The organism is Streptomyces sp. B3I8 (genome assembly GCF_030816915.1).
Taxonomy (GTDB): Bacteria; Actinomycetota; Actinomycetes; order Streptomycetales; family Streptomycetaceae; genus Streptomyces.
Window position 1 is genome coordinate 358,571 of record NZ_JAUSYN010000001.1, and the last position, 26,445, is coordinate 385,015.

General features: G+C 70.1%; 26 protein-coding genes. 9 read left to right on the forward strand and 17 right to left on the reverse strand.

What is annotated here, in order from left to right:
• Positions 1 to 3: 3 nt before the first annotated feature.
• The 9 genes from QFZ64_RS01665 to QFZ64_RS01705 all read right to left on the reverse strand — a co-directional run bounded on the left by QFZ64_RS01665 (position 4) and on the right by QFZ64_RS01705 (position 7,186).
• On the reverse strand, positions 4 to 585 hold the full coding sequence (locus QFZ64_RS01665; protein ID WP_307061504.1) for a helix-turn-helix domain-containing protein: 582 nt from the start codon (positions 583 to 585) through the stop codon (positions 4 to 6).
• 103 nt (positions 586 to 688) lie between these two features.
• Positions 689 to 1,081: a hypothetical protein gene (locus QFZ64_RS01670; RefSeq protein ID WP_307061507.1), complete on the reverse strand. Its 393-nt coding sequence runs from the start codon at positions 1,079 to 1,081 to the stop codon at positions 689 to 691.
• Positions 1,078 to 1,800: a glutamine amidotransferase gene (locus QFZ64_RS01675; RefSeq protein WP_307061509.1), complete on the reverse strand. Its 723-nt coding sequence runs from the start codon at positions 1,798 to 1,800 to the stop codon at positions 1,078 to 1,080. The genes QFZ64_RS01670 and QFZ64_RS01675 overlap by 4 nt, the downstream gene beginning before the upstream one ends.
• A complete protein-coding gene (locus QFZ64_RS01680; protein WP_307061511.1) occupies positions 1,797 to 2,144 on the reverse strand; it encodes a hypothetical protein in 348 nt (115 codons plus the stop codon). The genes QFZ64_RS01675 and QFZ64_RS01680 overlap by 4 nt, the downstream gene beginning before the upstream one ends.
• Before the next feature lie 116 nt (positions 2,145 to 2,260).
• The gene (gene hemC / locus QFZ64_RS01685; RefSeq protein WP_373430530.1) at positions 2,261 to 3,259 is read right to left on the reverse strand and encodes a hydroxymethylbilane synthase; all 999 of its coding nucleotides are present in this window, start codon (positions 3,257 to 3,259) and stop codon (positions 2,261 to 2,263) included.
• Complete coding sequence (locus tag QFZ64_RS01690; protein ID WP_307061513.1) at positions 3,256 to 4,011, reverse strand: DUF2180 family protein; 756 nt, start codon at positions 4,009 to 4,011, stop codon at positions 3,256 to 3,258. The genes hemC and QFZ64_RS01690 overlap by 4 nt, the downstream gene beginning before the upstream one ends.
• Before the next feature lie 105 nt (positions 4,012 to 4,116).
• Positions 4,117 to 5,046, reverse strand: a complete 930-nt coding sequence (locus QFZ64_RS01695; protein ID WP_307061515.1) for a dihydrodipicolinate synthase family protein — start codon at positions 5,044 to 5,046, stop codon at positions 4,117 to 4,119.
• On the reverse strand, positions 5,046 to 5,843 hold the full coding sequence (locus tag QFZ64_RS01700; RefSeq protein WP_307061517.1) for an aldolase: 798 nt from the start codon (positions 5,841 to 5,843) through the stop codon (positions 5,046 to 5,048). The genes QFZ64_RS01695 and QFZ64_RS01700 overlap by 1 nt, the downstream gene beginning before the upstream one ends.
• 137 nt (positions 5,844 to 5,980) lie before the next feature.
• On the reverse strand, positions 5,981 to 7,186 hold the full coding sequence (locus tag QFZ64_RS01705) for an acyl-CoA dehydrogenase family protein (RefSeq protein ID WP_307061519.1): 1,206 nt from the start codon (positions 7,184 to 7,186) through the stop codon (positions 5,981 to 5,983).
• 116 nt (positions 7,187 to 7,302) lie between these two features.
• Between QFZ64_RS01705 and QFZ64_RS01710 the strand changes: the two genes are divergently transcribed.
• The 4 genes from QFZ64_RS01710 (at position 7,303) to QFZ64_RS01725 (ending at position 9,788) form a co-directional block, all read left to right on the forward strand.
• Positions 7,303 to 7,953 carry a MarR family winged helix-turn-helix transcriptional regulator gene (locus QFZ64_RS01710; protein WP_307061521.1) on the forward strand — a complete coding sequence of 217 codons (651 nt, stop codon included), beginning with the start codon at positions 7,303 to 7,305 and terminating at the stop codon, positions 7,951 to 7,953.
• Between the two features lie 104 nt (positions 7,954 to 8,057).
• On the forward strand, positions 8,058 to 8,657 hold the full coding sequence (locus QFZ64_RS01715) for a redoxin family protein (RefSeq protein ID WP_307061523.1): 600 nt from the start codon (positions 8,058 to 8,060) through the stop codon (positions 8,655 to 8,657).
• 205 nt (positions 8,658 to 8,862) lie between these two features.
• Positions 8,863 to 9,453: a sigma-70 family RNA polymerase sigma factor gene (locus QFZ64_RS01720; protein ID WP_307061525.1), complete on the forward strand. Its 591-nt coding sequence runs from the start codon at positions 8,863 to 8,865 to the stop codon at positions 9,451 to 9,453.
• Positions 9,454 to 9,542: 89 nt separating this feature from the next.
• On the forward strand, positions 9,543 to 9,788 hold the full coding sequence (locus QFZ64_RS01725; RefSeq protein WP_307061527.1) for a hypothetical protein: 246 nt from the start codon (positions 9,543 to 9,545) through the stop codon (positions 9,786 to 9,788).
• A gap of 132 nt (positions 9,789 to 9,920) precedes the next feature.
• Here QFZ64_RS01725 and QFZ64_RS01730 read toward each other — a convergent pair whose 3' ends face one another.
• Positions 9,921 to 10,376: a VOC family protein gene (locus QFZ64_RS01730; protein WP_307061529.1), complete on the reverse strand. Its 456-nt coding sequence runs from the start codon at positions 10,374 to 10,376 to the stop codon at positions 9,921 to 9,923.
• Positions 10,377 to 10,437: 61 nt separating this feature from the next.
• On the opposite strand from QFZ64_RS01730, the gene QFZ64_RS01735 reads away from it, so the two are divergent.
• On the forward strand, positions 10,438 to 11,454 hold the full coding sequence (locus QFZ64_RS01735; protein ID WP_307061531.1) for a YafY family protein: 1,017 nt from the start codon (positions 10,438 to 10,440) through the stop codon (positions 11,452 to 11,454).
• A gap of 160 nt (positions 11,455 to 11,614) precedes the next feature.
• On the opposite strand, the gene QFZ64_RS01740 is transcribed toward QFZ64_RS01735, so the two are convergent.
• The 5 genes from QFZ64_RS01740 to QFZ64_RS01760 form a co-directional block, all read right to left on the reverse strand.
• Positions 11,615 to 13,351: an endo-1,4-beta-xylanase gene (locus tag QFZ64_RS01740; RefSeq protein ID WP_307061532.1), complete on the reverse strand. Its 1,737-nt coding sequence runs from the start codon at positions 13,349 to 13,351 to the stop codon at positions 11,615 to 11,617.
• Positions 13,352 to 13,506: 155 nt separating this feature from the next.
• The gene (locus QFZ64_RS01745; protein WP_307061534.1) at positions 13,507 to 14,349 is read right to left on the reverse strand and encodes an endo alpha-1,4 polygalactosaminidase; all 843 of its coding nucleotides are present in this window, start codon (positions 14,347 to 14,349) and stop codon (positions 13,507 to 13,509) included.
• A 241-nt stretch (positions 14,350 to 14,590) separates the two neighbouring features.
• The gene (locus QFZ64_RS01750) at positions 14,591 to 14,992 is read right to left on the reverse strand and encodes a DUF6009 family protein (RefSeq protein ID WP_307061536.1); all 402 of its coding nucleotides are present in this window, start codon (positions 14,990 to 14,992) and stop codon (positions 14,591 to 14,593) included.
• The gene (locus QFZ64_RS01755; protein WP_307061538.1) at positions 14,989 to 16,509 is read right to left on the reverse strand and encodes a phage/plasmid primase, P4 family; all 1,521 of its coding nucleotides are present in this window, start codon (positions 16,507 to 16,509) and stop codon (positions 14,989 to 14,991) included. The genes QFZ64_RS01750 and QFZ64_RS01755 overlap by 4 nt, the downstream gene beginning before the upstream one ends.
• Positions 16,506 to 17,621, reverse strand: coding sequence for a bifunctional DNA primase/polymerase (locus tag QFZ64_RS01760; RefSeq protein WP_307061540.1), 1,116 nt, complete (start codon positions 17,619 to 17,621; stop codon positions 16,506 to 16,508). The genes QFZ64_RS01755 and QFZ64_RS01760 overlap by 4 nt, the downstream gene beginning before the upstream one ends.
• A gap of 717 nt (positions 17,622 to 18,338) precedes the next feature.
• Between QFZ64_RS01760 and QFZ64_RS01765 the strand changes: the two genes are divergently transcribed.
• The 4 genes from QFZ64_RS01765 to QFZ64_RS01780 all read left to right on the forward strand — a co-directional run bounded on the left by QFZ64_RS01765 (position 18,339) and on the right by QFZ64_RS01780 (position 23,072).
• Positions 18,339 to 18,719 (forward strand): MarR family winged helix-turn-helix transcriptional regulator, encoded by a 381-nt coding sequence (locus QFZ64_RS01765; protein WP_307061542.1) that lies wholly within the window; start codon positions 18,339 to 18,341, stop codon positions 18,717 to 18,719.
• 259 nt (positions 18,720 to 18,978) lie between these two features.
• Positions 18,979 to 20,460 carry a phage/plasmid primase, P4 family gene (locus tag QFZ64_RS01770; RefSeq protein ID WP_307061544.1) on the forward strand — a complete coding sequence of 494 codons (1,482 nt, stop codon included), beginning with the start codon at positions 18,979 to 18,981 and terminating at the stop codon, positions 20,458 to 20,460.
• A 237-nt stretch (positions 20,461 to 20,697) separates the two neighbouring features.
• Positions 20,698 to 21,858: a ParB N-terminal domain-containing protein gene (locus QFZ64_RS01775; RefSeq protein WP_307061546.1), complete on the forward strand. Its 1,161-nt coding sequence runs from the start codon at positions 20,698 to 20,700 to the stop codon at positions 21,856 to 21,858.
• A 308-nt stretch (positions 21,859 to 22,166) separates the two neighbouring features.
• Complete coding sequence (locus QFZ64_RS01780; RefSeq protein ID WP_307061548.1) at positions 22,167 to 23,072, forward strand: ParA family protein; 906 nt, start codon at positions 22,167 to 22,169, stop codon at positions 23,070 to 23,072.
• 707 nt (positions 23,073 to 23,779) lie between these two features.
• Here QFZ64_RS01780 and ectB read toward each other — a convergent pair.
• Both ectB and QFZ64_RS01790 read right to left on the reverse strand, forming a co-directional pair.
• The gene (ectB, locus tag QFZ64_RS01785; protein WP_307061550.1) at positions 23,780 to 25,066 is read right to left on the reverse strand and encodes a diaminobutyrate--2-oxoglutarate transaminase; all 1,287 of its coding nucleotides are present in this window, start codon (positions 25,064 to 25,066) and stop codon (positions 23,780 to 23,782) included.
• Positions 25,067 to 25,266: 200 nt separating this feature from the next.
• The gene (locus QFZ64_RS01790) at positions 25,267 to 25,413 is read right to left on the reverse strand and encodes a hypothetical protein (RefSeq protein ID WP_307061552.1); all 147 of its coding nucleotides are present in this window, start codon (positions 25,411 to 25,413) and stop codon (positions 25,267 to 25,269) included.
• Positions 25,414 to 26,445 lie beyond the last annotated feature (1,032 nt).

A 26,445-nucleotide genomic window follows, 5' to 3' on the forward strand; every position in this document is an offset into this window, starting at 1 on the left:
CCCTCAGGGCAGGTGAGGGTGCGGCACCTCCGCGGCGTCCGGCCCGGTGGCGTCGTGGGCGACGAGGAGCAGGAGAGCCGCCCGCCGCTCACCGAGGGAACGGACCTTGTGCGGTGTGCTGGCCCTGAAGTAGGCGCAGTCCCCCGGTTCGAGGGTGATGGTGCGCGAGGGAAGGACGAGTTCGACCCGTCCCTCGTGGACGAAGACGAACTCCTCACCGGGGTGGTCACGGAAAGGAACGTGATCGGCGTCGAGCGGGGGGTGGAGCATGAAGGGGGTCATGCTCTTGGTGCCGGCCCGGAGCGCCATCCCCTCGTACCGGGTGCCGGGCTCGTCCTGCGGGGTCAGTGCCTGGCGCTCCCCGGCCCGGGTGACGGTGATCTCCGCGAGTTCCTCGGCGTCGGCGAAAAGGTTGTCCAGCGGGACGTCCAGGGCCTTGGCCAGGGAGGCGCAGACCGCGATGGACGGGACGCTGCGCCCCCGCTCGACCTTGGACAGGTAGCTCTTGGTCACGCCGGACCGCTCCGCCAGCGCCTCCAGCGTCATGAGCCGTTCCTTGCGCAGCTGTCGTACACGGTTGATCACTGTTCGGACTTCCCTTCGCGTGCCCGGCGGCGAGACATCGGCCCGCGGGGGCCTCAGTATCGCGCGAGGCCTCCCGGCCGCCGACGAGCCCCCGGCACGCCGGTCACCGGTGCTGGTCGACACGGGAAGACACACGGTGTCCTGAGCCGGACACCGTTCTCCCGAAGGTCATTTCCGGTCTTTCCTGAGAGGCGATATCCGGCCTGACCGGACCGGCCTGTGCCTGGCGGGCCCGCCGGGCGGCGTTGACACCGTGATGGGTGAGCCGGAAGCGGGACAGCGGCGCGCCCGCCCCGGGAAGACGGCCGTCGTCCACGGGTCTGCCGTCAACCCCGTACTCCCTGACCCATTGGCGTCTGCGCATGACGTCCGTCGTCGCGCGCCGGACACCGGAGGGGAGCCGGTGCCGGGGATCGTTGAGGGCGGCGAGCAGCAGCCGGCTCTGGTACGCGGTGGGGACGGCGTCCCGGGAGGTCTTGGTGCCCATCGCCGTCATGCCCCGTCCGGCTGCGCGACGGGCAGCGCACGCCGCAGCCAGTCGGCGAACACCGTGCGTGCCCGGGAGGCGAGTTCGGCGCCGTACCGGTCGGCGTCGGCGCGGATGCGGTCGAGGTCGACGCCGTGTGCGGTGAGTTCGTGGGTGTGGCCCAGCAGCCAACGTTCGAGCCGCGTGTGGTCCGCCTCCAGGTGGAACTGCAGTCCGAGGAGGGTGTCCCCGACGGTGAAGGCCTGGTGGGGGAAGCCCGGGGTCCCGGCCAGGAGCGCGGCACCCTCCGGCACGGCGAACTGGTCGCCGTGCCAGTGCAGTACCGGCGTCCCGCCGAGTCCGGCGAGGACGGACCCCTCGCCCTCGGCGGTGAGCGTCAGGGGCCCGTAGCCGATCTCGAAGCGGCCGGTGGCAGCGACCCGTGCGCCGAGGGCGTGTGCGAGGAGCTGGGCGCCGAGGCAGATGCCGACCGTGGGGAGCATGCGGCGCACCCGGGCTCCGACGGCGGCGGCCTCGTCGGCGAGGTACGGGTAGCGCGCGAAGTCGCCGACCCCGACGGGGCCGCCGAGGACGACGAGCAGATCGGCGGCGACGAGGTCCTCGTCCCCGACGCGGTCGACACCGGCCTCGAGGTACCGGACCCGGTACCCGTGCTCCCTCAGCAGCGGTCCGAGGATGCCGAGGTCCTCGAAGGCGACATGGCGGATGACAAGGGCGGTGCGGCTCACAGGGCCTCCCGGGTGGTGTCGGTCGCGGCAGCGGCAGCGGCGCCGGGCCAGAAGTGGCTGTCCGGCAGGGACCGGGCGCCGAAGAGCGCCTGACCGACGCGGACCACGGTGGCGCCCTCCCCCACGGCGATCCCGTGGTCGCCGGACATGCCCGTCGACAACCCGCCGGGGCCGACGAGCCCGAGTTCCCTCCCCCGGTCGCGCGGTCCGCGCAGCGGGGAGAAGCACGCGCGGACCCGGGACGGGCGGGACGCGCGCGCGGCGGGAGCGCGGCGTACGTACCCATGACGGTCACCGGCGGCGCCGTCGACGCGGTGGAGCGCAGGTGCCGGCGGCGAGGCCATGCCGTGGCGTGTGCGCGCCGGAACAGGTGTCCGGACGCAATCCGGAACCGTCCGTCCGCGCGCCGGGTACCCGCCGGGTGCCGTCCCGCGAGTCGCGACCGTGCTCGGCGCCGGTCTCATCGGGTGCGGTCCGGGGCGGGTGCCGTGCCGTCCGCCATCAGGCCGGCCGCGCCCTGCGCGAGCATCTCCGCGGCCAGTTCGTGTCCCAGCGCACGCGCCCGGTCGGCCGTGCGGGGCACCGGCGCGGTGGCGGACAGCCGTACCAGCGTGGCACCGTCGGTCGTGCCGACGACGCCGCGCAGACGCATCTCCCCCCGGGTCCGGTCGGCCAGCGCGCCCACGGGAGCGCTGCAGCCCGCCTCCAGGGCGGCGAGCACGGCCCGCTCGGCCGTCACCGCGATCCGCGTCGAGGGGTCGTCGAGCGGGGCGAGCGCCGCGATCAGCTCCGCGTCGTCCGCGCCGCACTCCACGGCCAGTGCGCCCTGGCCGGGCGCGGGCAGCAGCGTGCCGGCCGGCAGGACGTCGGTCGCCTCACCGGCACGGCCGAGCCGGCCCAGTCCGGCGGCGGCCAGCACCACGGCGTCCAGGCCGCCGGCGGTGACGTATCCCATGCGGGTGTCGATGTTGCCCCGTACGGGGACCGTCTCGAACTCCGTGCCGCGGCTGCGGGCGTACGCGTTGAGCTGCGCGGCACGGCGCGGCGAGCCGGTGCCGATGCGGGCGCCGCGCGGCAGGTCCGCGAGCGTGTGCCCGTCCCGCGCGACGAGCACGTCGCGCGGGTCCTCGCGCGCGGGGATCGCGGCCAGGACCAGTTCCCGCGGCTGCCGGGTCGGCAGGTCCTTCAGCGAGTGCACGGCGAGGTCCACCTCGCCGCGGACCAGCGCCTCGCGCAACGCGGCGGCGAACACACCGGTGCCGCCGATCCGCGCGAGGTCCTCGCGCGAGACGTCACCGTAGGTGGTGATCTCGACGAGTTCGACGGGGTGTCCGGTCATCCGGGTCACGGCTCGCGCCACCTGCCCGGACTGGGCCAGGGCCAGTGCGCTGCGCCGGGTCCCCAGCCGCAGGGTCCGTCCGGTCCTCCCGGGCCGGCCCGCCCGGGTCCGCGCCGTCACGCCGGCCCGCACGTACGGCACCGCACCGCGCGACGCGTGGAGCGCTGCGGGGTGCCCGTCAGCGGGCCCCGCCTGGCATCGTCCGCGGTCTCGGTGATCTCGGCGTGGTCGGCGCAGACCGCGGCACCGCAGGTGAGGCAGACGCCGACGGCCGGGGCCGCCAGGTCCTTCGTACGGCAGTCGAGACACTGCATCGGTACTCCTCGTGGAGCGTGACGGCCTCGTCGGCCGGTACGGGTGGGCGGGAGTCGCAGGGGTACGGCGTAGCCGCCGTCGTGGCGTATCAGTCCGGGCGTCTCCTCCCGCACACCGCCGGCGTCGACCTCGCCGACGACCAGGACGTGGTCCCCCGCGGGGTGCCGGGCGACGACACGCGCCGTGAGCCAGGCCGGCACCCCGGGCAGGAGCGGGAGTCCGTCGTGCTCCAGCAGGCGTTCGTGCCCGGCGAACCGGTCGGCGTCGCTGCGCGCGAACCGGTCGGCCAGTTCGGCGTCGTCCGGTCCCAGCAGGTGGACGGCGAAGCGGCCGGCCCGTTCCACGGCGGGCGCCGCGGAGGCACCGCTCGCCACGCAGAAGGAGATCAGCGCCGGTTCCAGGGAGACGGAGCAGAAGGACGTCGCGGTGAAGCCCGCGGGTCCGGGGACGGTGACGACGGTGACGCCGGCGGCGTGGCGCCGCAGGGTGCGGCGCAGCAGCGCCGGGGTGCCTGCGGGCGGGCCGCCGCGCAGCGGCACGGCGGACTGGGGCAGCATGGGTCTTCCCTTCGCTCGCGGTCCCGGCCCGGGGGCCGCCCGCAGGGGGGTGTGGCCTCCCCCACGGGCGGCGTCCACCGTGAACACGGGGCACGAGGGCCGGTGTCAGGCGCCGGAGCCGGCCGCCGCGCTGTCCACGAGCGGATGCGCCGTCAGGTGCTCGAGCAGCTCCTGGAGCTGCTCGGTCTCCTCCTTTGGCAGTGGCAGCAGCGGTGTGCGCGGGTAGCCGGCGTCGCGGCCCTGGAACCGCAGGCCCGCCTTGATCGCCCGCGGCAGGCCGTAGCCGACGATGAACTGCAGGAACGGCAGCAGTTGCGCGAGGACGGCGTCGGCCCGCTCGTCGTCGCCCGACGTGGCCGCGGCGTGGAGCGCCAGGGCCCATTCCGGGACGAGGCAGGGTGCCGCCGTGCACCAGCCGACGGCACCGGAACGGAAGGCCTCGAGCGCGACCGGGTTGTTGCCGTTGTAGACCGACAAGGCCCCGTCGGACAGTTCACGCAGGGCCCGGAAGCGGGCGACGTCGCCGGAACTCTCCTTGACCATGGTGAGGTTGGGGATCTTCCGGGCGAGCGCGACCACGGTCTCCGGCCGCAGGTCGATGCCGCTGGTGCCGGGGTTGTTGTAGAGCATGAGCGGGAGGTCGGTGGCCGCCGCCACCGCGGCGTAGTGCCCCTCGAGTTCCGCCTCGGTCAGCTTCCAGTACACCTGGGGCAGCACCATGATCGCGGTGGCGCCGTTGCGGGCGGCCACCCGGGCCCGGCGGATCGTGCCCTCCGTGCTCCAGTGCGAGACGCCCACCAGGGTGGGCACCCTGCGTGCGACGGTCTGCAGGGTGGTCTCGCAGACGGCGTCCCATTCCCTCTCGCGGAGGTAGGCACTCTCGCCGGTGCTGCCCAGCGGGGCGACGGCGTGACTGCCCGCGGCCACCAGGTCCTCCGTGAGCCGGCCGAGGGCGGCGAGGTCGACGTCGCCGGTGACCGGTTCGAAGGGGGTGACGGGGTAGGAGATGATCCCCTTCAGCGGCGGGTTCGTCATCAGAGTTCCACCTGGCCCGAGAGGCAGTCGGGGTGGTTGCGCAGGGCCTTGCGCGCGTAGTAGCCGAAGTTGGCCTTGTTGCGGCGGTCGCTGGAGGTCCAGTCGTGGGCCTCACGGGCGAGCTCGGGGTCGAGCGGCTGGACGGTGCCGGCCGACATCGCCAGGAGCTGCAGGCGGGCGGCGCGCTCGATGAGCATCGCCAGATTGCACGCCTCCTCGACGGTGGAGCCGGTCACGAGCTGGCCGTGGTGGGCCAGGAGGATGGCGCGCTTGTCGCCGAGCGCTCCGGCGATGATCTCGCCCTCCTCGTTGCCGACCGGCACCCCCGGCCAGGTCTTGAGGAAGGCGCAGTCGTCGTACAGGGGCGTGGTGTCCATCTGGGAGACCACGAGGGGGACCTCCAGCATGGCGAGCGCGGCGGTGTGCAGGGAGTGGGTGTGGACGATGCAGTTGACGTCCTCCCGGGCCCGGTAGATCCAGGAGTGGAAGCGGTTGGCGGGGTTGGCCATGCCCTCCCCCTCCAGGACCCGCAGGTCCTCGTCCACCAGCAGCAGGTTGTCCTCGGTGATCTCGTCGAAACCGAGGCCCAGACGCTGGGTGTAGTAGGTGCCGGGCTGCTCCCCCCGGGCGCTGATCTGTCCGGCCAGGCCCGAGTCGTGGCCCCCGTCGAAGGCGATGCGGCACGTCAGGGCGAGCTTCTGCCGCGTGGTCAGCTTCGAGTCGCCGAAGTGGTCGTTCATCTGCCGCTGGGCGCGGTCGACGAGCACGTCCTTCGAGTCTCGCAGGGTGTCTGCCATTCTCCGCTCCAGTCCCGAGGGCACGCTCGCGCGCGGCCCCGTGTCAGTGTGCTGCCTGAACAGCACGGCAAGGAAACCATGTTCACCATAGGACACCTTGTGTCCTGCGGGCAAGGTTCCCCGTGCCGTCGGCCGCCTCACAGGAGCGCGGTCTCCGTGGGCAGCCCGAGCAGGTACCGTCCCGTCACCTCGTACATGGGCTGCCTGATCTGGACATGGGCGGTCATCGTGTGGGCGTCCCGGAAGCGGCGCTGCAGCGGTGAGGTCTCGTAGACGGCCGACGTGCCGCCGAGTTCGTACATCGCCGTGGTCACGTCGGCGGCGGTCCGGGCGGCATGGGCCGCGGCCAGCCGGAGGCGCACCCGCAGCTCGTCCTCCACGGGCGCCTCGTCCCGCGCCGCGCGCCAGGCGTCGTCGACCGCCTGACGGAAGAGCAGACGTGCCGCCTGGAGGGAGGCTTCCGCCCTGGCCAGCGTGTCCTGCGTCCGCGACCTCTCGGCCAGCGTGCGGGCGGACCCGAGCGGCTTCTTCACGGTGGCGAGCGCGCGGAGGTCGTCCACCGCGCCGCGGGCGTTGCCCAGTGCGGCGGCGGCCACCGACGCGGCGAAGAAACCGAGGAGCGGGAAGCGGTACAGCGCCCCGGCCCCGGCCGGAGGGCCGTCGACGACCGACACCACGCGGTGTTCGGGCACGAACACCTCCTCGGCCACGCAGTCGTGACTCCCCGTGGCCCGCATGCCGACCGTGTGCCAGGTGTCCAGGATCTCCAGCTCCGCCACGGGCACTGCCACGACCAGCGGCCTCGGCCCGGAGCCGGCGCCGTCCGCGTCCGCGTCCGCGGCCATGCATCCCGCGAAGAGCCAGTCGGCGTGCGGGACGCCGCTGCAGAACGTCCAGCGGCCGGACACCACGACACCGCCCCCGACCGCACGGGCGCGGGCGGTCGGGGCCCACACCCCCACCGCCGTCGACCGGGGGTCGCCGAAGACCTCGTCGGCGCCCTCCGCGGACAGGTACGCGCTCAGCAGGCTGGACGTCATCGCGATGGCGACGCACCAGCCCGCGGAGGCGTCGCCCCGCGCGACCGTCTCGGCCGCCTCCAGCATCACCGAAGGGGGCGTCTGGGGGCCGCCCGCCGAGCGGCACACCCCGGTGCGCAGCAGGCCGTTCGCGACCAGCTCGCGCACGAGGGCATCGTCGAGCGCTCGACGCTTCTCCCCGGCCCCGGCCACCGAGGCGGCCAGGTCGGAGCAGCGCGCGGCGGCACGACGCAGTTCTCCGAAACCGTCGAGGACATCGGGGACGTCGTCCGCGGCCCCGTCCGGTCCACCGGCATCACGCATCGTCCAGTTCCTCCCCGCAGTCGTCCCGCGCCGGCCCGGAACGCGGGACGACGCGCGCCACCCTCATAAATTGGCAGTGCCTATCATTGCAGACACGACCCGACCGGGAGACCGCGATGACAGACGTTCCAGACACCGCACCCCACGAGCAGCTCCTGGTGGGGCTTGTCCGGCTCGGCCAGGCGCTGCGCATCAACAGCTACCGCAACGCGGGCCCCTACCGACTGTCCCCGCTGCAGGCGGACATTCTCACGATACTGAGGGGGGATCAGCGGCCCCGACGTCCCAGCGAGCTCACCCACGCGCTCACCTCCTCGCCCCCCACCATCAGCGACGCGGTCAAGACCCTCACCACGAAGGGACTCGTGGAGCGCCGGCGCGACCCGTCCGACGCCCGGGCGGTCTTCCTGACCCTCACACCGGACGGGCACACGGAGGCCGACCGGCTGGCGCGCATGCCTGCGGTGTTCGGCGAGGCGATGGCGGCCCTCTCGCCGGACGACGTCGCCGCCATGCTGCGCGGCACCAGCACCATGATCAGGTCCCTCCAGGAGAACCAGGCCATCCCCGTCACGAAGATGTGTCTGACCTGCGAACTCTTCCGTCCCGAAGCCCATCCCTCCAGCGACAGACCGCATCACTGCGCGTTCCTCGACAGCCCCCTCGCCGACCTCGAACTGCGCCTGGACTGTTCCGACCACCACACGGCCCGAGCGCGGCCCGCCGCGGCCGGGGACACCCGCGGGCACGCCCACCCCGACGGTTGATTAGGAGTCCTATGCATTTTAGTTAGGAGTCCTATACACTTCCCGTCGTCGCCCCGCCGACCCCGCCGCCCGGGGACCGCTCCCCCTCACCCAGGAGAAAGCCCATGTCCCGTACTCCCGCGCACCGCCCCGCCCCCGCCTGGGACATCAGCCAGTGGTTCAACTCCGACGCACTGGACCTGGACCGGCTCCGGGGCAAGGTCGTCGTCCTGGAGGCGTTCCAGATGCTGTGTCCCGGATGCGTCGCCCACGCCCTCCCGCAGGCCAAGCGCCTGGAGGCCGCCTTCGCCGGGGCCGACGTCCAGGTCGTCGGACTGCACTCGGTCTTCGAGCACCATGCCGCGATGACCCCTGTGTCGCTGGAGGCCTTCCTCGCGGAGTACGGGCTGACGTTCCCGGTGGGCGTCGACCGGCACGCCGAGGACGGTACGACACCGCTCACCTTCGCCCGCTACGCCATGCAGGGCACTCCCACCACCGTCCTGATCGACCGGGAGGGAAGGCTGCGCATGCAACGGTTCGGCAGCGTGGACGACCTGGTGCTCGGCGCATCCGTCGCCACGCTTCTCGCGGAACGGAGCGAGCCCGCCGACGGGCCACTGCCCGAGGCCGCCCACACGCATGCGGCCGGACGCACGCCCGAGCCCGCCCACGCGCACGCGCACGAGGGCGGCGTGTGCACCGTGGGCGGGGAATGCACCTGAAGGAGCCGGCACCTGACCGGGCGCACTCGCCGTGCGAGGGCGCCCGAGCCCGCCGCCCGGTGCCGGGCGCCCGCAGCGGCGCAAGAAAACGACAACCTTCGGCCAATGGCGTCCGGAGAGGATTGCCGGTGCCCGTCCCGACCCGCGGGGCAGGCACGCGACCACCACCGGAAGACGACAGGTACCACCCATGCAAGGGACCGCGGTGAGGGGAAGCACCGCTTCCGCTCCTGCCCGTCCGCCCGCCGGCGGCTTCGCGCCGGACAGCGACGATTTCCTCCGGACCTTCTACGACCAGTACGGCCCTGAACTCCAGCGCTACGCGACCCGGTTGCTCGACGGCGACTGGCACCGGGCGGAGGACGTCGTCCAGGAGACGGCGGCCCGCGCCTGGCGGCACGCCGGGTTCCTGAGGGCACATCACGCCGCGCTGCGGCCCTGGCTGTTCACCGTGGTCAGGAATCTGGCGCTGGACCATCACCGGGCCCGGCGGCTACGGCCGTTGAAGCTGCTGCCCGTCGAGGAACTCGACGCCGTCTGCGAGGGCCCGGACCACCTGCTCACCCTGCATGTGGTCCTCGACGCGCTCAAGGACCTCAACGAGCAGCAGCGGACGGTGATCAGGCTCATGTACTACCTGGAGTACAGCGTGGCCCAGGCCGCCGAACACCTGGGCATACCGCAGGGAACGGTCAAGAGCCGTGCCTTCTACGCCATGCGGGCCCTGCGCAGGGCACTGGAGGCACGGGGAGTGCCGAGCGGACCGGCCGCCGGCGCGGAACGGCGCGAGGCCTGAAAACGCCCCCTGTCCGCGGTCGGGGTGAACCGCCCGGGGGCGGGGGACGTTCCAGCCGTAGCTGACGGAGTCCGCGCCGAGGAGATGCCATGCGCTGTGAACGAGCCCGAGAGGACCTGACGGTCCAGATCCTGTCGGCGGGCCGGCACGGACCGCCGGACGCGGCGAGCGCGGAGCACCTCGACGGCTGTGCCGCGTGCGCGGCGGAACACCGTCGGCTCCGCCACACGCGCGCTCTGCTCTCCCGCGTTCCCCTGGAGGCGTTCGACGCCCTTCAGGCCGGCGCCGCCGTCCGGGAGCCTGCCGCACCGCGGGGAACTCGCGGACCGCGGTAGACGTGGGACGGCAGGCTCCGGGACGGCACGGGCGGGGCGAGCCGTCCGGTGGCCCGCCTCGCCTCTGTCAGGCCCGCCGCGCCGCCGGTACCGCCGCCTGCTTCGCCGTCGGCATCGGCTGCACCGCTCGCTTCACAGGCCTGCGTGCGGTGGCTTCGGTGTCCGGTTGCGCTGAAGCTGCCATGCCTCGGGGGTGACTGGCGTGTAGAGGTTGACGAGGGATCCGTCGGGGTCGCGGACAAGAGCCGACACATTGCCCCACGGCATCATGGTCGGAGGCTGAACGACATCAAGATCGTCGCCGAGATCGGCCGCAAGCCTCTCGTACACGGCGTTGGTGTCGTCGACGAGGAACTCGACGATCGCACTGTTGTTTGCACCCCCACGAGGCGTGTTGGTGGTGATGAAAGCGATGCGGGCGGAGCCGCTGACAGCGACGGTGGCCGAGGGGGTCACCAGTTCGACGAAATCCTCGGTGAGGTACTGCGGAGTCGCACCGGTGAGGGCCCTGTAGAAGCGGACGAGCCGCGGAACGTCATCGGTGATGAGACGGACGGAGGCGAGCTGCACTGCGGCTGAGACGGTCATGCGGTCACCTTAGGATCAATACAGGTCATGTTCCGCCCGGAAATACCGCATCATCGCAGGTATGACCCGACCAACCGCACGCGTTCTCGCCTTGCTGGAGTTGTTGCAGGCGGGAGGAACCCGCACTGTCGTCGACCTCGCCGAGCGCCTCGGAGTCGACCAGCGCACCGTGCGCCGCTATGTCGAGCAGCTACGCGAGATGGACATTCCGGTGGACGGGGTTCGCGGTCGGTACGGCGGCTACCGTCTGGCCCGCCACTACCGCATGCCCCCGCTGATGCTGAACGACGAGGAAGGCCTTGCCGTGGTGTGGGCGTTGCTGGTCAACCAACATGCGCACAGTGGTCCGGTGACCCCGCTGGTGAGGGAGACGGCCACCGCGAAGGTACGCCGAGTGCTGCCGGCCGCGCTCGCCCGCCGCATCGACGCGGTACTGCGGGCAGTGGACTTCACCGGTGAGCCACGCCCGGGCGCGGAAGACCACGACGACGCCGAAGCTCGTCCTGGTACAGACGAAGGCGCTCAGACGCTGCTCGGTCTGGCCGAGGCAGCACGGGACCAGCGCCCGGTCGCGTTCGCGTACCGGACCCGTCAGGGGCACGCGGCAACGCGGCACGTACAGCCGCACGGCATCGTGGCGTACCGAAACCTGCTCTACCTCACCGGCTTCGACACCGACCGCCGGGCGCAGCGTACCTACCGCCTGGACAGGATGGCCGATCTGCGGCTTCTGCCAGGCACCTTCGAAGCGCCCGCGAACATCGACCCAGCGGCCCAGGTGCTGGGACCACTGTCGGCGGCACCTTCGCGATACGACGTCTCCGTGCTCATCCGCGCTGATCCGGCCCATGTGCGGCGCTGGATCCCGGAGACGCTCGGGTCAGTCGCGCCGGCGTCGCCTCCCGATGCTGCGGACGGTCAAGACTGGCTGCAGGTGTTTCTGCGGGCTGAACGCCTCGAATGGGTCGCCGGCACACTCGCCATGCTGGACCGGCCCTTCATCATCCAACAGCCGGAAGCCCTCAGAACGGTGGTTCTCGCACTCGGACACCGACTGGCTGAACACTCCGCCCAGTGACGCGAAGTCACCGACGACGAGGAACGACTCGATACCGCCCGCGGCCAGGACGACCTGATCGCGGGCGGCCCGCCCCGGACACCGCCGGTGGTCGACGCCCAACGGCTCCAGACGGTCGGTCCACCAGCGGCACCGGACCGAGAGATCGCACCTTGATGTCTCACGCCTCGTCAAAGGCCTCGAGCAGGCGCTCGTACGCCGGCTTCGGCCGCAGGGCCGCGTCCCACGGCAGGGAATCGGCCGTGCGCGGAGGATAGATCTTCGTGTCGGCGGTGGAACCGTACCGGTCGGTGAATCCCCATGTGGAGAACGATGTGCAGTTCGGCTCCTCCAGGCAGACCCGCAGCTTGCCCGCCATCTCATCGGCCTGGGTCTGCCGCCCGTCCTCCTCGTCCTCACCTATGGGGACGTCCATCTCCGACACCCGCGCCTGAACCCCGAGCTCCGCCAGATCCCGCACATGGCTGCGGAAGGTCTCCGGGTCGATGCGGTCGCCGGGTGCGTACTCATGGTTCTGGAAACCCACGCCGTCGATCGGTACGCCGCGTTCCTTGAGCCGCTCGACCAGATCGTAAAGGGCGTCCCAGCGCTCGCCTTCCTCCTCCACCCCGTACTCGTTGAGGAACAGCCGTGCCTTCGGATCGGCCCGGTGGGCGGCCCTGAACGCCTCGTCGATGTACTTCTCGCCCATGGCCTCGAACCACGGGCTCTGCTCGGAGCGCAGACCGAGATCCCCGTTGGTGTAGCTCTTCTCGTCGTCGGACATGGGCTCGTTGACCACATCCCATTCCGCGACCTTTCCCTTGAAGTGCCCGGCGACCATGGCGATGTGCCGGAGCATGGTCCGGCGCACCTCCTCGGGGTCGTCGTTCTCCCGCATCCAGCTGGGCAGAGCCTCGTGCCAGACGAGGGTGTGCGCGTGCACCTTCATGTCGTTCGCGCGGGCGAAACGTACGAGCAGGTCCGCGTCGCGGAAGTCGTAGACGCCCCGGCGCGGGTGGAGGAACTGTGGCTTGAACGCGTTCTCCGGAGTGAGCATGGAGAACTGGCTTCCCGCGAGCGCCCGGTAGCGTGAGTCGGTGAGCAGCGGGTTCTCGGCCAGGGCGGCGCCGACGTCGAACGGCCGCCCCACGTCTGCGGCCCGCGCACGCAGCGAGTCGTCGGACTGCTCCTGGCGTAGCTGCGGCGCCTTGATCACGCGGAGCGAGTCACCGCTCTCCGCCCGCGCCGTCAGCCGCGTCAGCCGCCATCCCTCGCGGCGCTCGTCCTGGCCCGCGTCCGCCTCCAGACCGAACCAGACAGTGCCCTCGGCGAACACCCCCGGGTCGTGCACGGTCCCCAGCCGCCGCCCGTCGGCTTTCACGCGGAAGGTGTCACCGATGCTCGACACGGCGAGCGTCACCCTCCCGGAGCAGCCGCAGTCGAAAACCTTGGAGGTGGCCGGCTCATCGCCCTCGCCGTCCCATATCTGTACCTTCACGTGTCCGTCAGCGGTCACGCCGACGCGGAGTGAGGGCCGCTCCTGCCGCCACTCGTCGTAGATGACCGGTACACGTCCGTAAAGCCGCAGCCATGAGCCGCCGTCACCGTCACCCACACCGGACATGCGCGCGGTGACGGTGAAGTCGCCATCGGACCTGAGATGCGGGCCGGCCAGGTTCAGCGGGGGGTTGGGCCGGCCGCCGGAGGAGTCCTGCTCCACGATGTGCCGATCCAATGCGCTGACCCGCAGGATGTCGTTCCGCGCGGTGGTGCCCGGCATCTGCGTCCAGTCCTGGTTCCGCAGCAGGTCTTCGTCGTGCGCGCCGCCTTCGCCCTGCCCCGTGCACCCGGCCGCCACCGCCGTGACGAGCACCACGGCGGTCAGTCGCTGCCACGTCCCCCCACCGAGGCCCACGGTCCCTCCCACTCTCTTGTTCGAGACGAGATCAACGTCTCGGAACCGGGCCACAGTTCATCACACGTGAGATTTCGCTGACCGGCGGATGGCGGGACTGGCGGCCGGGCCGCGGCCGGGCCGCCACAAGTCAGATGGCGGAACAGGACGCTCTTTCAGCAGGTCTCGCGCACGTAGTCCTCGCTGTCCGGCTCGGAGACGTCCATGTCACGCATGACCACGCTCACCCGGTCCCCGTAGGCACAGGCGTTGCGCAGGCCCTCTTCGGTGTACTCGATGAAGATCGCGTGGTCACCGAAGGCGGACACGTACGTGCCGCACTCGTTCCACTTCGGGTCGCCGCACTCCTCCGCGACGGCGAAGTCGAGCCCGTTGGCCTTGTGGTTGCCGGCCAGTTCCACGGTGTTCTTCTGCCCGACGGCGAGTCCCTTGTCGTGCGCGTGGGCCGACAGGAGGCGGATGTAGGCCTGGGCGTCCTGCGCGGTGAGCGCGCCGTTCACCACGTCACGGTCGTACGTGTCGTAGTTGTCCAGTTCGACGGCGTCGAAGCCCTTGGTGTCGCACTGGTCGATCTGCTTGTCGATCTGCTCGGCGATCCGCTCGCGCTTCCCGTCCTCGGAGATGTCGAGGATCACCTCGTCCCACTCGGGGTCGATGACGGGCTCACCGTCCTTGGTCAGCAGCAGATCCTTGTCCCAGTCCTGCGGGCCGCTGACGTCTCCCTCCTGCTGGGTCTGGAAGGCATTGACGTAGCAGATGTTGTACAGGCCCTTCGCCGGGGACTCCTTGACGTCCCGGGTGACGACCTGAACGCCCTCGTCGGGCTCGTAGGCGCCGCCGATCTGGTAGTCGAAGGACGCGTTGACCGGAGGCAGGACCACGGTCTCGGCCGCCTCCGAGCGGAACGGATTCAGCACGGCCATGACGGTGGCGCAGGACGCTGCCAGGGCCAGGCCGGTGACGATCTTCCCCGTGCGGGGGCGGCGGCGGGCAGGCATGGGCGACTCCTTCGAAGGACGGTACCGCTGACATCGCCCTCGTCGGCCTGCGGGAGACGGCGAAACCCGGGGCACTGCACAGGGACCACGGTGGGCACCCGGCCGGGGCGTGACGCCCACCCTAGGAGTGATCTCCCCCGGAGCACAGCACGCACCTTGCTCAGAGCTTGCGCGGCCGCCCTCCTCCCCTACCGGCGGCCCACAGCCGTCGGAAGGGCCGCGCGTGTGCCCGCCCGCCGGTTCACAGGGGAAGGGTTATACCGAGCTGCCGCATGGCCGACGAGGGCGGGCCCCCTTCGGACCGCTCGGTCTTGTAGCCCTTGGCACGCGGTTCCAGGGTGCGGGGATCGACCGCCTCGGCGGGGGCGCTCCTGGCGTAGAGCCCGGCCGGCTGGCTGTCCCGGTCGTGGGGCAGGAGCCAGAAGACGCGGCGACGGAAGGTGCCGGACTGGCGGGACGGCTTGGCGGTCGGGCCGAGGAGCGCGTAGCCGACCATGCGCCCGTCACGGTGGTAGGCGGGTTTCCCCCTGCGGGTGGGCAGCCGGTCCAGGCTCTGCCGGACGTAGTCGAGGTCATCGATCTCTTCCAGCCACACGAGTTCGATCTCGTGGCTGATCTCGTCCTCGGCGATCAGGGAGCTCATGCGTCGGCGTCCCTTTCCTGGTCGGTGAGCAGTCCGATGCCCGGGTAGTGCTTGCGCTGGTTGGACAGGATCATTTCCTTGGGCGAGGCCAGTCCCACGAGCTCCCGGGTGCGGGCGGCGAACGCCCTCGAGGACATGACCGGTGCGCCCTCATTCTGGCACCAGGTCTTGTAGGCGGAGTAGAGAGCCGTCTGCTCGGCTCTCAGATCGGCCCCCAGCATGCAGCACTCCTCGTAGAAACGGCCGGTGTGGTCCTCGGTCTCGGCGTAGGCGGTGGTGGCGATACGGACGCGTTCGGGGCCCGTGAGATCGCGGTCGCCTGCGAGGTAGCGGCGGGCTCCCTCGATGAGCCAGCCCAGGATGCCGGGGCCTTCTTCGGTGACGAGGATGTCCGCCAGATTGTCGATCTTCCGGTGGTCGGGCACGACGCGCTCGAAGGGGATGAGGCGCATGCGCCGCCAGAAGGCGAAGCCACCGGTGCCGACTTCGGGGCGGTGGTTGCCCAACAGCCAGAGTTTGTGGGTGGGTTCGAAGCTGAAGAAGTCCTGCCGCATGCGGCGGGCCTTGATGCGGTCGCCACCGGTCAGCAGCTTCACCCGTGCCTCGTCGAACTTGTCCCCGGGTTTGACCTCCGAGCACACGATGACGCGACGGCCGTGCAGTTCGGCGAGGTCCGTGGGGTGGCCCTCGTAGGGACGGGCCATCAGGAAGCCGGGCGGAGCGGCATCGGCGTAGTCGCCGAGGAGCTTCATCAGGACGTCCAGCAGAACGGACTTGCCGTTCTTGCCCGAGCCGAAGAGGAAGGGCAGGATCTGGCCGCCGACGTCCCCGGTGACGGAGTACCCGAGCAGGAGCTGGAGGTAGTCGATCATCTCTTCGCCTTCGGCGTCGTCGCCGAAGGTGTCGGTCAGGAATCTTCTCCACCTGGGAGTGGACACGTGCTGCGGCCCGACCATGGTGGAACGGGAGTGGAAATCCTTGTTCGGGTCCGGGGTCTTCACCAGTCCGGTGCGCAGGTCGACGATCCCGTCCGGGGTGCACAGCGCGTAGGGGTCCGCGTCCAGCAGGGCGGCGTTGAGGACCATGCCGGGGGCGGACTTGGCCTGGGTGAGCATCGCGTTGATGCCTGTCGTCGACAGGGCCCTGCGCCGGTGCTGCTGGAGAGCGGTGGTCGTGAACACCCCTCGGGAGTCATGGCCCGCGATGTTCTCCGCGAGGTCGCCGGCGGCCCACAGGACGGTGTCGTCCTCGTCGATCTGCCAGCGGGTGGTGTCCCACCGGTACCAGCCGATGCCGGGGACGTGACGGTAGTCGTTGCAGTAGAGCCTGACGAAGAGTTTGGCGTTGCCCCTGTCGGACAGCGTGTCCGGCAGCAGGCCCTCCGGGGTCGCCCCGCTGTCCTGCCGCCTGTCGGCCTGCGCCGGGCGGGGAACGGCCGTCGTGCCCTGCGCGCGGATCTGGGCCGCGACGGCCTCGGGGTCGAAGTCGAAGAGGGCCTCGTGCCCGGGTGACGTCACCGGCCGCCCCCCGTGCCGTGGAGGGGCCTCTTGAGTCCCGCCGTGAAGCCGCTGTGGATGATCTGCCCGATCCGGCGGTCCTGCCCCGGACGGACCCTCATGGCCACATCCCTCAGAGCCTCCTCGGCCTGGTCCCGAAGAAGCCTCCCGGCCGCGACGAGTCCGCCCAGGGTGTACGCCGCCCGGTTCAGCGCGTCGGAGAAGCCCGCGCCCTGGTCGACCTGGCCGCAGGCCTCCACAGGGGCCAACACCGCGCTCAGAACGCCCTCTGAGCGCCCGCGGGCCCCGCCGACGGCCAGGACGGCCTGGAGGGCCCTGGGAGGCGCTGAGCGGGGCGCAGGGAGCTTCTGCGCCTGGAGGTGGCCGGTGCGCTCGAGTTCCTCGGCCAGCCAGGCCGGGAGCACGGCCGGTGTCCGGATGTCGCCGACGGGCGTGTAGGCGCCGTCCCGGGTCCGGTTGCCCGGCGCGACGATGTAGCTGCCGTGCGCCCTGACGTCGACCTGCCAGGCCAGACCGCGGCCCCTCCCGGACCCCACGGAGGACTGCCAGCGGCGGGCGTCCCCGGCCCGGTACCAGACGTGCATGCCCCCCGAGGGCGTGCGCACCCGGAGGGTCCCCTCGTCGTCGACGGGGCTGGGGCGGCCGCGCAGGGCGGCGAGCACCGCCAGGGTGTGGAAACCGTTGGCCAGGCCGCTGAGGTCCACGTGGTCGGCGATGGGGATACCGGGAAGGATCCGGTCCCTGGCAGGAGGCTGGGCAGGGTGGGCGTCGACATCGATGACGACCAGTCCGACCGGGCCGCAGGAAACGCCCACCCCGAAGTCCGGGTGCTCGCCCCACCAGCGGGAGACGAGATCGGGGTCGGTGGTCGCGGCATGGAAGCCGTGGCACCAGCGCCCCGCCTGCAGACAGGGGCAGGCCGCCGGCGGGTGGATGTGCGTACGACAGTCGCCGCAGTTGCCCGCGGGGGTCTTCCTCCCCGCAGCGAGGGGGTGGACGGGCCAGCCCTGCGCCACACACCGGCGGGCGAGGGCGGTCGACCTCGCAGCGCCTGAGGGGACGGGGTCGGACTGCCGTGAGTCGCTGCGAGAAAAGCGCAGCTCAGCAGACATCCGCACCCCCTATCAGCGACCGAAGCGACTCAACGACGGACACAGACTAGCGAATACGGGAGACAAGACCACGGAGCACAGGCCGGGGACGCGTCGGCACCGTCTCGACACCGCGCGACGACTCCCACGGAACGTCCCAGCGACCGAAGAAAAGAGGCCAGCGACTGAAGCGGTTTCGGTCGCTGTTCAGTCGCTTGAGAAAACCGCAGGTCAGCGACGCACAAAAGACCAAACAGCGACTGAAGCGACTGAAGCATCCTATATATCACGCACACACGCACACATAACTCCTTCATATACCCGATACTTGAGTCGCTTCAGTCGCTGTTCCTCTTGGAAGACCCCTGTGACCTGCGGTTTTCTCAAGCGACTGAACAGCGACCGAAGAGTCGCTCAGTCGCTGGTTCTCAGTAGCTGCCCCGCTCGGCCAGCGACTGAGGCTCAGCGACCGAGCGACTCAGCGACTGAAGCGGAGCGACTGAGGCTCGGTGGCCCAGCGACCGGAGCGGCCCGGGTGCCGGTGGCGCCGTGCAGGATTCGTGAACCGATCCGGCAATCGCGACGTCGACCCGAGTGGGTGCCCAGCCAGGCGCGCCCTCCTGGCCCTGGAGGACCCCTGTGACAGCCGATCCCCGACCAGCCCCGGCCTCGGCCCTGACCCCGGCACACGAGCTCTGTGCCCCCCGTGACGAATTGCCGCTCTCTCTCGTTCTGTACGTGGCGACACGTGCCGTCGCCGCCCGGTGCCGCCCGCGGCTGGCGGAGCTGGGCATCACGTTCACCCAGTACCTGGTCCTGCGCGTGCTGTGGGAGCGGGGATCGGCCACCGTCAGCGAACTCGGAGGGGTCTTGGGCCTGGACTCGGGGACTCTCTCACCGCTGCTCAAGCGTCTGGAGTCGGCGGGCCTTGTCGAAAGACGCCGGGGGCGGCAGGACGGCCGCAGGGTGGACGTCACCACCACCCCGTCAGGAGACGCCTTGCGGGCCCCTGCGCAGGCTCTGGAAGCCACACTGCGAGAAGGGTCCGGCTCAGCCGGCTCCCCCCAAGCGGAGCTGCTGAGCGTGTTGCGCCGGCTGACCGCCGTGACGGGCCGCTGACCGCAGGTTTCTCCCCTGCGCGGAATCCGCGATGTGCCGGATGCCGGACGATCCCGTGCCGTTTTCATCATTTCGTCGTCCCGGACGTGAACCGACCCCGCGAGCCGGTCGTAGACCCAGTGCCGAAGGCCGGTCGCTTCAGTCGCTGCCGGTGATGCTCCCCTCACCGCATGTCCGCTCGCGGCGAGGAGCGCCAGGCACGGACACGAAGGCCGCGGGTGCGGCACGAGACCGTCTCGGGAAGGAGGCACCGCTCGACATGAGAGAACCGGCTGGGCAGACCGCCCTCCTGACGACCGTTCCGGCGGACCTGCCGCAGCAGCCCTGCGCGGGCCGAACGGCGGCCGGTACCCCGCGTGCGGGACTGGTTCCGGGCACTCTCACGGACCAGGGCAACGCCGAGCTTTTCGTCGCCCTGTACGGCCGTGGCTTCCGGTACGTCACGGACCAGGGGTGGTACCGCTGGTCCGGCTGGCGCTGGGAACCCGACGAGGACGACGCCGTGCTGTGGGCCGTCGGCGATCTGGCGGAGTCCCTGGCCGAACTGGACCCCGCGGGCCGACACACCAGGGCGGCCCTCCGGCGCAACCGGCGACGGGCCATGTCGACCGCGGGCATGAAAGCGGTCCTCGCCCACGCGAAGGAGGCTCAGGACATCCTGTTGCCCGCCTCGCTGCTGGATGCCGATGTTCATGCCCTGTGCACACCCGTGGGGGTGGTGAACCTTCGCACCGGTCGTCTGGTCCCTCCCGACCCGACTCGGCATCATCACTCGCGCACCACCAGCGTCCCTCCTGCGGACATGCCTATACCACGTTGGTACCGGTTCTTGACGGACACTTTCGGAAGTGACGCCGAAGGTCTTCGCATGATCGCTTATGTGCACAAACTGCTGGGTTGCTCGATCGCTGGGGACGTCGACGCGAAAGTAATACCCTTTTTGTACGGTAAAGGGAAAAACGGAAAAAGCGTGCTGTTGGATGTGGTGATACGACTTCTCGGCGACTACGCCGACGCCGCGCCACCCGACTTCCTGCTGGCACAGCCGCCCGAAGGCCATGCGATGGACCTCGCCGAACTGCACGGACGGCGCATCGTCGTCTGCTCGGAGCTGCGTTCGGGAGACCGCTACGACGAGGCACGGGTCAGAATGCTCACCGGAAGCACCACCATCAGAGCCCGGCGCCTGCGCCAGGGCTCGTTCAGTTTCCGCCCCACCCACACTCTGTGGCTGATAGGCAATCACCAACCCCGACCCGGTGCGGGTGGCCCTGCCTTCACCAACCGGCTCAGGGTCATACCTTTCGAGCGGACGCCCATCGACGGCCGCTCGGTGGACAACCTCGCGGACGTCCTGGTGGCGGAGGAAGGGCCCGGCATCCTGCAGTGGTTGATCAGCGGAGCACACCGGTACCTGAACGGAGCCCGAGTCCTCCGCGGACCCGAGAAGGTCGGGCTGCCCGTGAGAGAACGGCACGCGGGGAAGGACGACCCCCTGGACCGGTTCTTGGAGGAATGCTGTGAGCTGAGCGGTCCTCTTCGCGTCGAGCAGACGCTGCTCTACACGGCCTACCGCGCATGGTGCCGAGTAGAAGGCAGTGTTCCGCGATCCTCCCGGAGCTTCGCGGCCCGAGTCAGAGAAGCAGTGGGTCTGTCGACACCGAAAGACATGATCCTTTCCAACCAGAGGAAGTTCTACCCCGGGATAGGGCTTGTCGCCGGTGTCCGGAACAACATGTGATCATCCTCGGTCCCTCCCCGGTGCGACATCCGTCGGCAGGGCGTGAACGCTCTCCCGGTCTGCGGCCGGAAGGTGGTGATTGCGGCGTAATCACCACCCACAACACCGTCCGCTGCACTCACGGCTTGTAGGCTCGCCGCCGCGCCCTGTTTCTGTACCGTCCGCACGGGTGCGCACGGGCGCCGCCAGAGCCGCCGAGCGCACCCTGTTTTCGTATCGTCCACACGGAGATGCACCATGTCCCAGAAGCCAGGCCTCGGCAGGAATCTCGCTGCGGAGAGGGCCGCACGCAAGGCGGCCACACAGCAGGCCCGACTGGTACCTCAGGGTCTGCCGACCGTTCACCCCGATCGGCTGATGCCCAGTCCGGAGAACGGCCGCAAGAAACTACTGAAGATCGAAGAACTCGCGGCCACACTTCTCACCGACGGCATGAACACCGCCATGACCGTGGTACCGCCCGATGTCTACACCGCCATCTACCCGCAGCACAAAGAGGCCGTCAGCCAGCGGGTCGCCGAGGGTGTTCTCTTCGTTGTGCACCACGGGCACAGGCGTCTGGCCGCCGCCAGAGCGGCCGGACTGGCCGAGGTGCCGATCCTGGTACGCAACGATGTGCCGAGCCTGCGGATCGCGGCGATCCAGGAGAACCTGCAGCGCATGGGGCTCAACCCCATTGAGGAAGGCGTCGAGTTCCAGGCAGCGCTGAGCGAGAAGGATGAGAGCGGCAAGCAGTTGTCGCAGCGCGAACTCGCGCGTCGGGTGGGCTGCTCACAAACCTATGTCTCCCATCGTGTGGCACTTCTCCGGCTCGTCCCCCAGCTCCGGCAAGCAGTCGTCGACCACTGGATGAAGGAACAACGGATCGAGGACGGTGAAGTCAACGAGGAGAGGGAGGACGAGAGGCTTCTGCTTCCCGTCCGCGAGGCCGCGACGGTGTACGCGCGTCTCCACCCTGACATGCAGGAGGCCTTTCTGCGGGGCGAGCTGGCCGCCTCCCAGGCCACTGTGCTCAGCAAGGTTCCGGCCGATCAGCAGACCATCCCCGTGGATGTGGCCGTCACCGATGATTGCGCCGCAATCACTGAGGAGCCGGCCGCAGGCCCCCAGCTCCCGGAGCCACGCACCGAGGGGACCGCACCGCAGGGCTTTGCCCCTGCCACCCGCGCCGAAGACGGCCCCCGGCCGTCACGCGTACGTACCCCCCAGCACCAGGCCGATCCCTACCCAGGCGGAGCCGGCGCCCCGGAGAAGAGCGCCACCACGGCACCTGTCGCCCCCGTCGAGGAGCCGCGGGGAGTCATCGTCGTACGCAACGTCGAAGAACTCGCCACCAGCATCAGGGAGCTCCTCAACCAGAACGAGCTGAAAATGCTCGCAGAGCTTCTCGCCCGCTGAGCCGGCGTTGAGCCGGTGTTGAGCCGACCGACCGAGGCGCCTGTGCCACCTCTCCCCTGCCCATGAGTGGCTGGCGCGCGAGCTGCCGCCCCTGTAGCGTGCGCCCGGGTTCGGTCGCCAGGGACCGACAGCCAAGCGGACAACAGCTCCCCAGCACACCGGTGATTGCCACGCAATCACCACTGCCCGACAGTCCCTTGAGCCCTTCCCCAACCCAGCATCCCTCTTTCGAGCCCCTCAAGGCGCGCCGCAGCACACCCCCTCGCCCCCTCTGGCGATTGCGGCGCAATCATCCGTGGAGGATCACCATGGCTTCATCGACCAAGACCACCGCTGATGGGACCACCCGCCGCATCGCCCGCGTGTTGGCTCTCACCAATCAGAGCGGAGGCGCCGGCAAAACCACCTCCGCCGTGAACGTCGGCGCCTGCGCAGCCGACCTCGGCTATGCGGTCCTCATCATCGACGCCGACGCCCAGTGCGACGCGTCTGCGGCCCTGGGCTATGACGCGCCCGATGACATGCCGAACCAGGCAAACCTCTATGACGTTCTCACCGGCGTTGCCAAGATCGAGGAGGCCGTGGTCTCCGCCATGGCCGGCCCCGCCGGAGACAAGGCGAGCAGGCCCATCCCCAATCTGTCCGTCGTTCTCGGCTCCAGCGCACTGGAAGAGGCGGAGCAGCTCCTTGCGCCCAAGACGGGCCGAGAGTTCTGGCTCCGCAAGCAGCTCGACCGCATCCGGGACACCTACGACCTGATCCTCATCGACTGCCCGGGAAACCTCGGCCTGATCGTGGTCAACGCCATCGTCGCCTCCGACGAGGTTGTTGCCTGCGTCAAGCCGGGCTGGAAGGAACTGCGCGCCCTGACCCGGATGGAAGCCAAGATCGACGACATCCGGGAGACGTTCTCGGTCATGGGAGCCGAGGCAGAACTGACGAACATCCTCATCGTCGACTGCCCGACCACCCGCAACCAGGGTGCCGTGTACGACGACAGCCAGCAGCAGGCCAAGGAGGCCTACGAGGAACTGGTCCTCCCGACGGTTCGCAGGAGCCCGCGCATTCCGGAGGCGTACGCCGCGCAGAAAGTCCTCCGCTTCTACGACCCGGCGACGGAGAACCCGACCAAGCTCACGGAGACGTCCGCGCTGTCGGCCACGGACGACTACTACCTCGTGGCGCAGGCCCTGGGTTTCACCCGGCGTAGCTGATTGCGCCGCAATCAGCAGAGCCGAGACAGGTAGCGCGCCGCGTATACCGTGAGGGATTCGGATTCCAGGTGCCGCCTCGGAGAAGACCGCTTCCTGGATGTACGGGCACGCCCGCCACAGGCACCAGTAGCAGCGGCCGTACGACGGCTGGAACGACAGCCGGCAACGCATCAGTGCCCACGGGCTGCCCCGTGACCTGATCTGGGAAGAGTTCACTGCGGCCTACAGCGGACGCCACCAGGACATCGCCGACACCCGGCTGCCGGAGCTGACGACCCGCTCCGGCGGCGGCCTGCTTCTGCCAAGGGCCTGCGCCGAACTCCTCGACGGTGGCAGCAGGTGACGCAGGACCTGGTCGCCCGGGCCCGGACCTGCAGCCGCTGCCGCGCCCAGGGCTCGCGCCGGGGTGCCTGGCGCACACCGAGCTCCCTCGGCTGCGTCACCCTGCGCCCGCCGTGCTCGGGAGTCGTCTTCCAGCGCCGCACCGGCCACCCGCGCGGCGTACTGTACGAGTCGGCCCGCACGCGCGGCACCCGCACGCGCGGCACCCGCGCCGACGGCTACCGGCGCCGCCCGTGCCCGGAGGCCCGAGCGGCGGTCTGGGATCACGGCCACGGCCTGGTCCGCGGCTCGCTGTGCCGCGGCTGTCTCGAACGACGCACCCTGCCCGCCCGGTGCCACGCCGCCGCCGGTTGCGGCGCGGGAGCTCAGGTGGACAGTGCCGTTTCACGCACGGCGCATGCCAAAGCGTGCAGGCCTTCATCGAGTTCGCTGAAGGTGGCGGTGAGAGGCGGCAGCAGTTTGACGACCTCGCCGTCCGGGCCCGAGTTCTCGACCAGGAGACCGAGTGTGAAGGATCGCGCGGTGACCCGCGCCGCGCGATCCGCGTCGCGGAACTCCAAACCCCACACCAGGCCCCGGCCCCGGAACTCCTTGATGTCCTCGGGGTGATCGGCCTGGATTTTCGCCAAGGCGCGTTCGACCTGCTCGCCGTGCAGCAGCGTCTGCTTCTCCAATTGATCGTTGGCCCAGTAGGCCTCGAGCGCGGCAGTGGCGGTGACGAAGGCCGGATTGTTACCGCGGAAGGTGCCGTTGTGCTCGCCCGGCTCCCAGATGTCGAGTTCCGGCTTGAAGAGGCACAGTGCCAGGGGCAGCCCGTAACCGCTGAGGGACTTGGAGACGGTGACGATGTCGGGAACGATGCCCGCCTCCTCGAAGGAGAAGAAGGCGCCGGTGCGGCCGCACCCCATCTGGATGTCGTCCGCGATCAACAGCATGTCGTTACGCCGGCACACCTCGGCGAGTTCGCGCAGCCACTCGGGCCGGGCCACGTTGACGCCTCCCTCCCCCTGTACGGTCTCGACGATCACGGCCGCGGGGCGGTCGAGCCCGGAACCTCTGTCCGCCAAGAGCCGCTCGAACCATGTGAAGGGAGGGGCATCGTCCAGATAGCCGTCGTAGGGCATGGGGACGCCGTGCACCAGTGACACACCCGCCCCCGCCCGCTTGAAGGTGTTGCCGGTGACCGCGAGTGAGCCGAGGGTCATACCGTGGAACGCGTTGGTGAACGACACGACCGTCTCGCGGCCCTTGACCTTGCGGGCCAGCTTGAGCGCCGCCTCGACGGCATTGGTGCCGGTCGGGCCCGAGAACATCACCTTGTACGACAGTTGCCGCGGACGCAGGATGATGTCCCGGAAGGCCTGCAGGAACGTGCGCTTGGCCGCGGTCGACATGTCCAGGCCCTGGGTGATGCCGTCACGTTGGAGATAGTCCAGCAACGCCCCCTTGAGGAGGGGATTGTTGTGACCGTAGTTGAGCGAGCCCGCCCCGGTGAAGAAGTCGACGTACGTGCGCCCCTGTTCGTCGTACAGGTAGGAACCGCTGGCACGGTCGAAGACGGTCGGCCAGCTGCGGCAGTAGCTGCGGACTTCCGACTCCAGGGTCTCGAAGACGTCCTGATCGGGTGCGGTGACCCGCTGATGACGGTCCATGGCACATCCTTGGAGGAGCAGGAAAGTGGACGGGTGAGCTCGAAAGCAGGGGCGGGCAGGCGACGTCAGAGGGCCGCTGTGAGGTGACGGAGCCAGGCGGACGCGGGCCGGGCGACGACCTGGCCGGGCGGCTCGGCTGCGGACGGCCAGGATCTCCCGCAGGAGCGCCTTTCTCTGGTGCAGCGTGCCCGTACGGCCGGTCAGGGCCCGCCCCACACAGGGGTGGTGTCGAGCGGGCTGAGATCGCCGGACCGGTACGACGCACGGCAGTGCAGCAGAACGCCGCCGTTTCCCCCGGGAAGCAGGGTGGACAGATCCGCGCGGACGGTGGTCCCGGGAAACTCCACCGTCACAGCGTCCTCGTGGCACACGACCTGAAGGGCGTCAGCCGATCGGCTGACGCCGATGATCAGGGCGTATCGGGGGGGCGAGGCCGTGTCGCCGCGCGGCGCTCCCTTGCTTCTGTCGCCTCACCTGGCGGGCTGCACGGAGGAAGGTGCCTTGGTCGGGCATGGTGCGTTGTCTCCTGCCTACGGGCCGACTCCCGGGTCTCGCGGCGGACGAGGCCCTGTTGGTGAGGACGGGCTGGGTCTCCGGGTCCGGGAGCCGGCTGTGAGGGCGGGCCGACGTCGGGGCCGTGGCGTCGGCCCCGTGGACGAGCTCCGGGTACTCCCTGTCCTCGGGGCGAGCGGCCGCCTGCTGTGTTCGCGTCCGACGATCGCGTCGGTGTGGCGTCCACATTGCGGATTATCTCTGGCGACCATTCGCCCGGAGGTCGCGGTCATCGGGTCGAGGCGAGTATGGCGAAGGATACTCAAGAAGCTGTGGGGGAAAATGTTGACTCGCAGCTCGGAGGCGCCCGGTACGTGAGGTGCGGCGGCCGTCGAGGGTGACCCGCTGCCGTTACCACTGTGAAAGCGGAAAGTTTCATGGCAGCGGATGCGGGGAACGTTTCGGCCAGGCGTATGTCTTGCGGCCCGTCAATCCACATTGCGCCACATCGCCGCCTCGCGGGTGGAATCGCACCCCTGTGGACCTCGGCGACTGTGGTGATGAGCTGCTGTGGGGGCGGGAATCCTTGCTGCCCCAGGTGATTGCAGGCTTCTGGGCAAGCCGCCGCCTTGGTGGCAATTGCTGTACAAGGGCCGAAACGGACGTGCGCACTTCGCTGTCGCACCGCGTTGTACGCGAAGCCCGTTCGTAGCTTCAGTGCCACAACGATCCCAAGCACCCCTGTCCCCCGCAAGCCACTGTGTATGTTCCGGCTGCTTCGTGAGTCTGGATGGGTCACCGGTATCTGCGTCAGAAACGGGGGACGGACGGATCGCGCGGAGCATTCGGACGAAGGAATCCCAAGGCCGCTGGCAGGGGAACAGCAA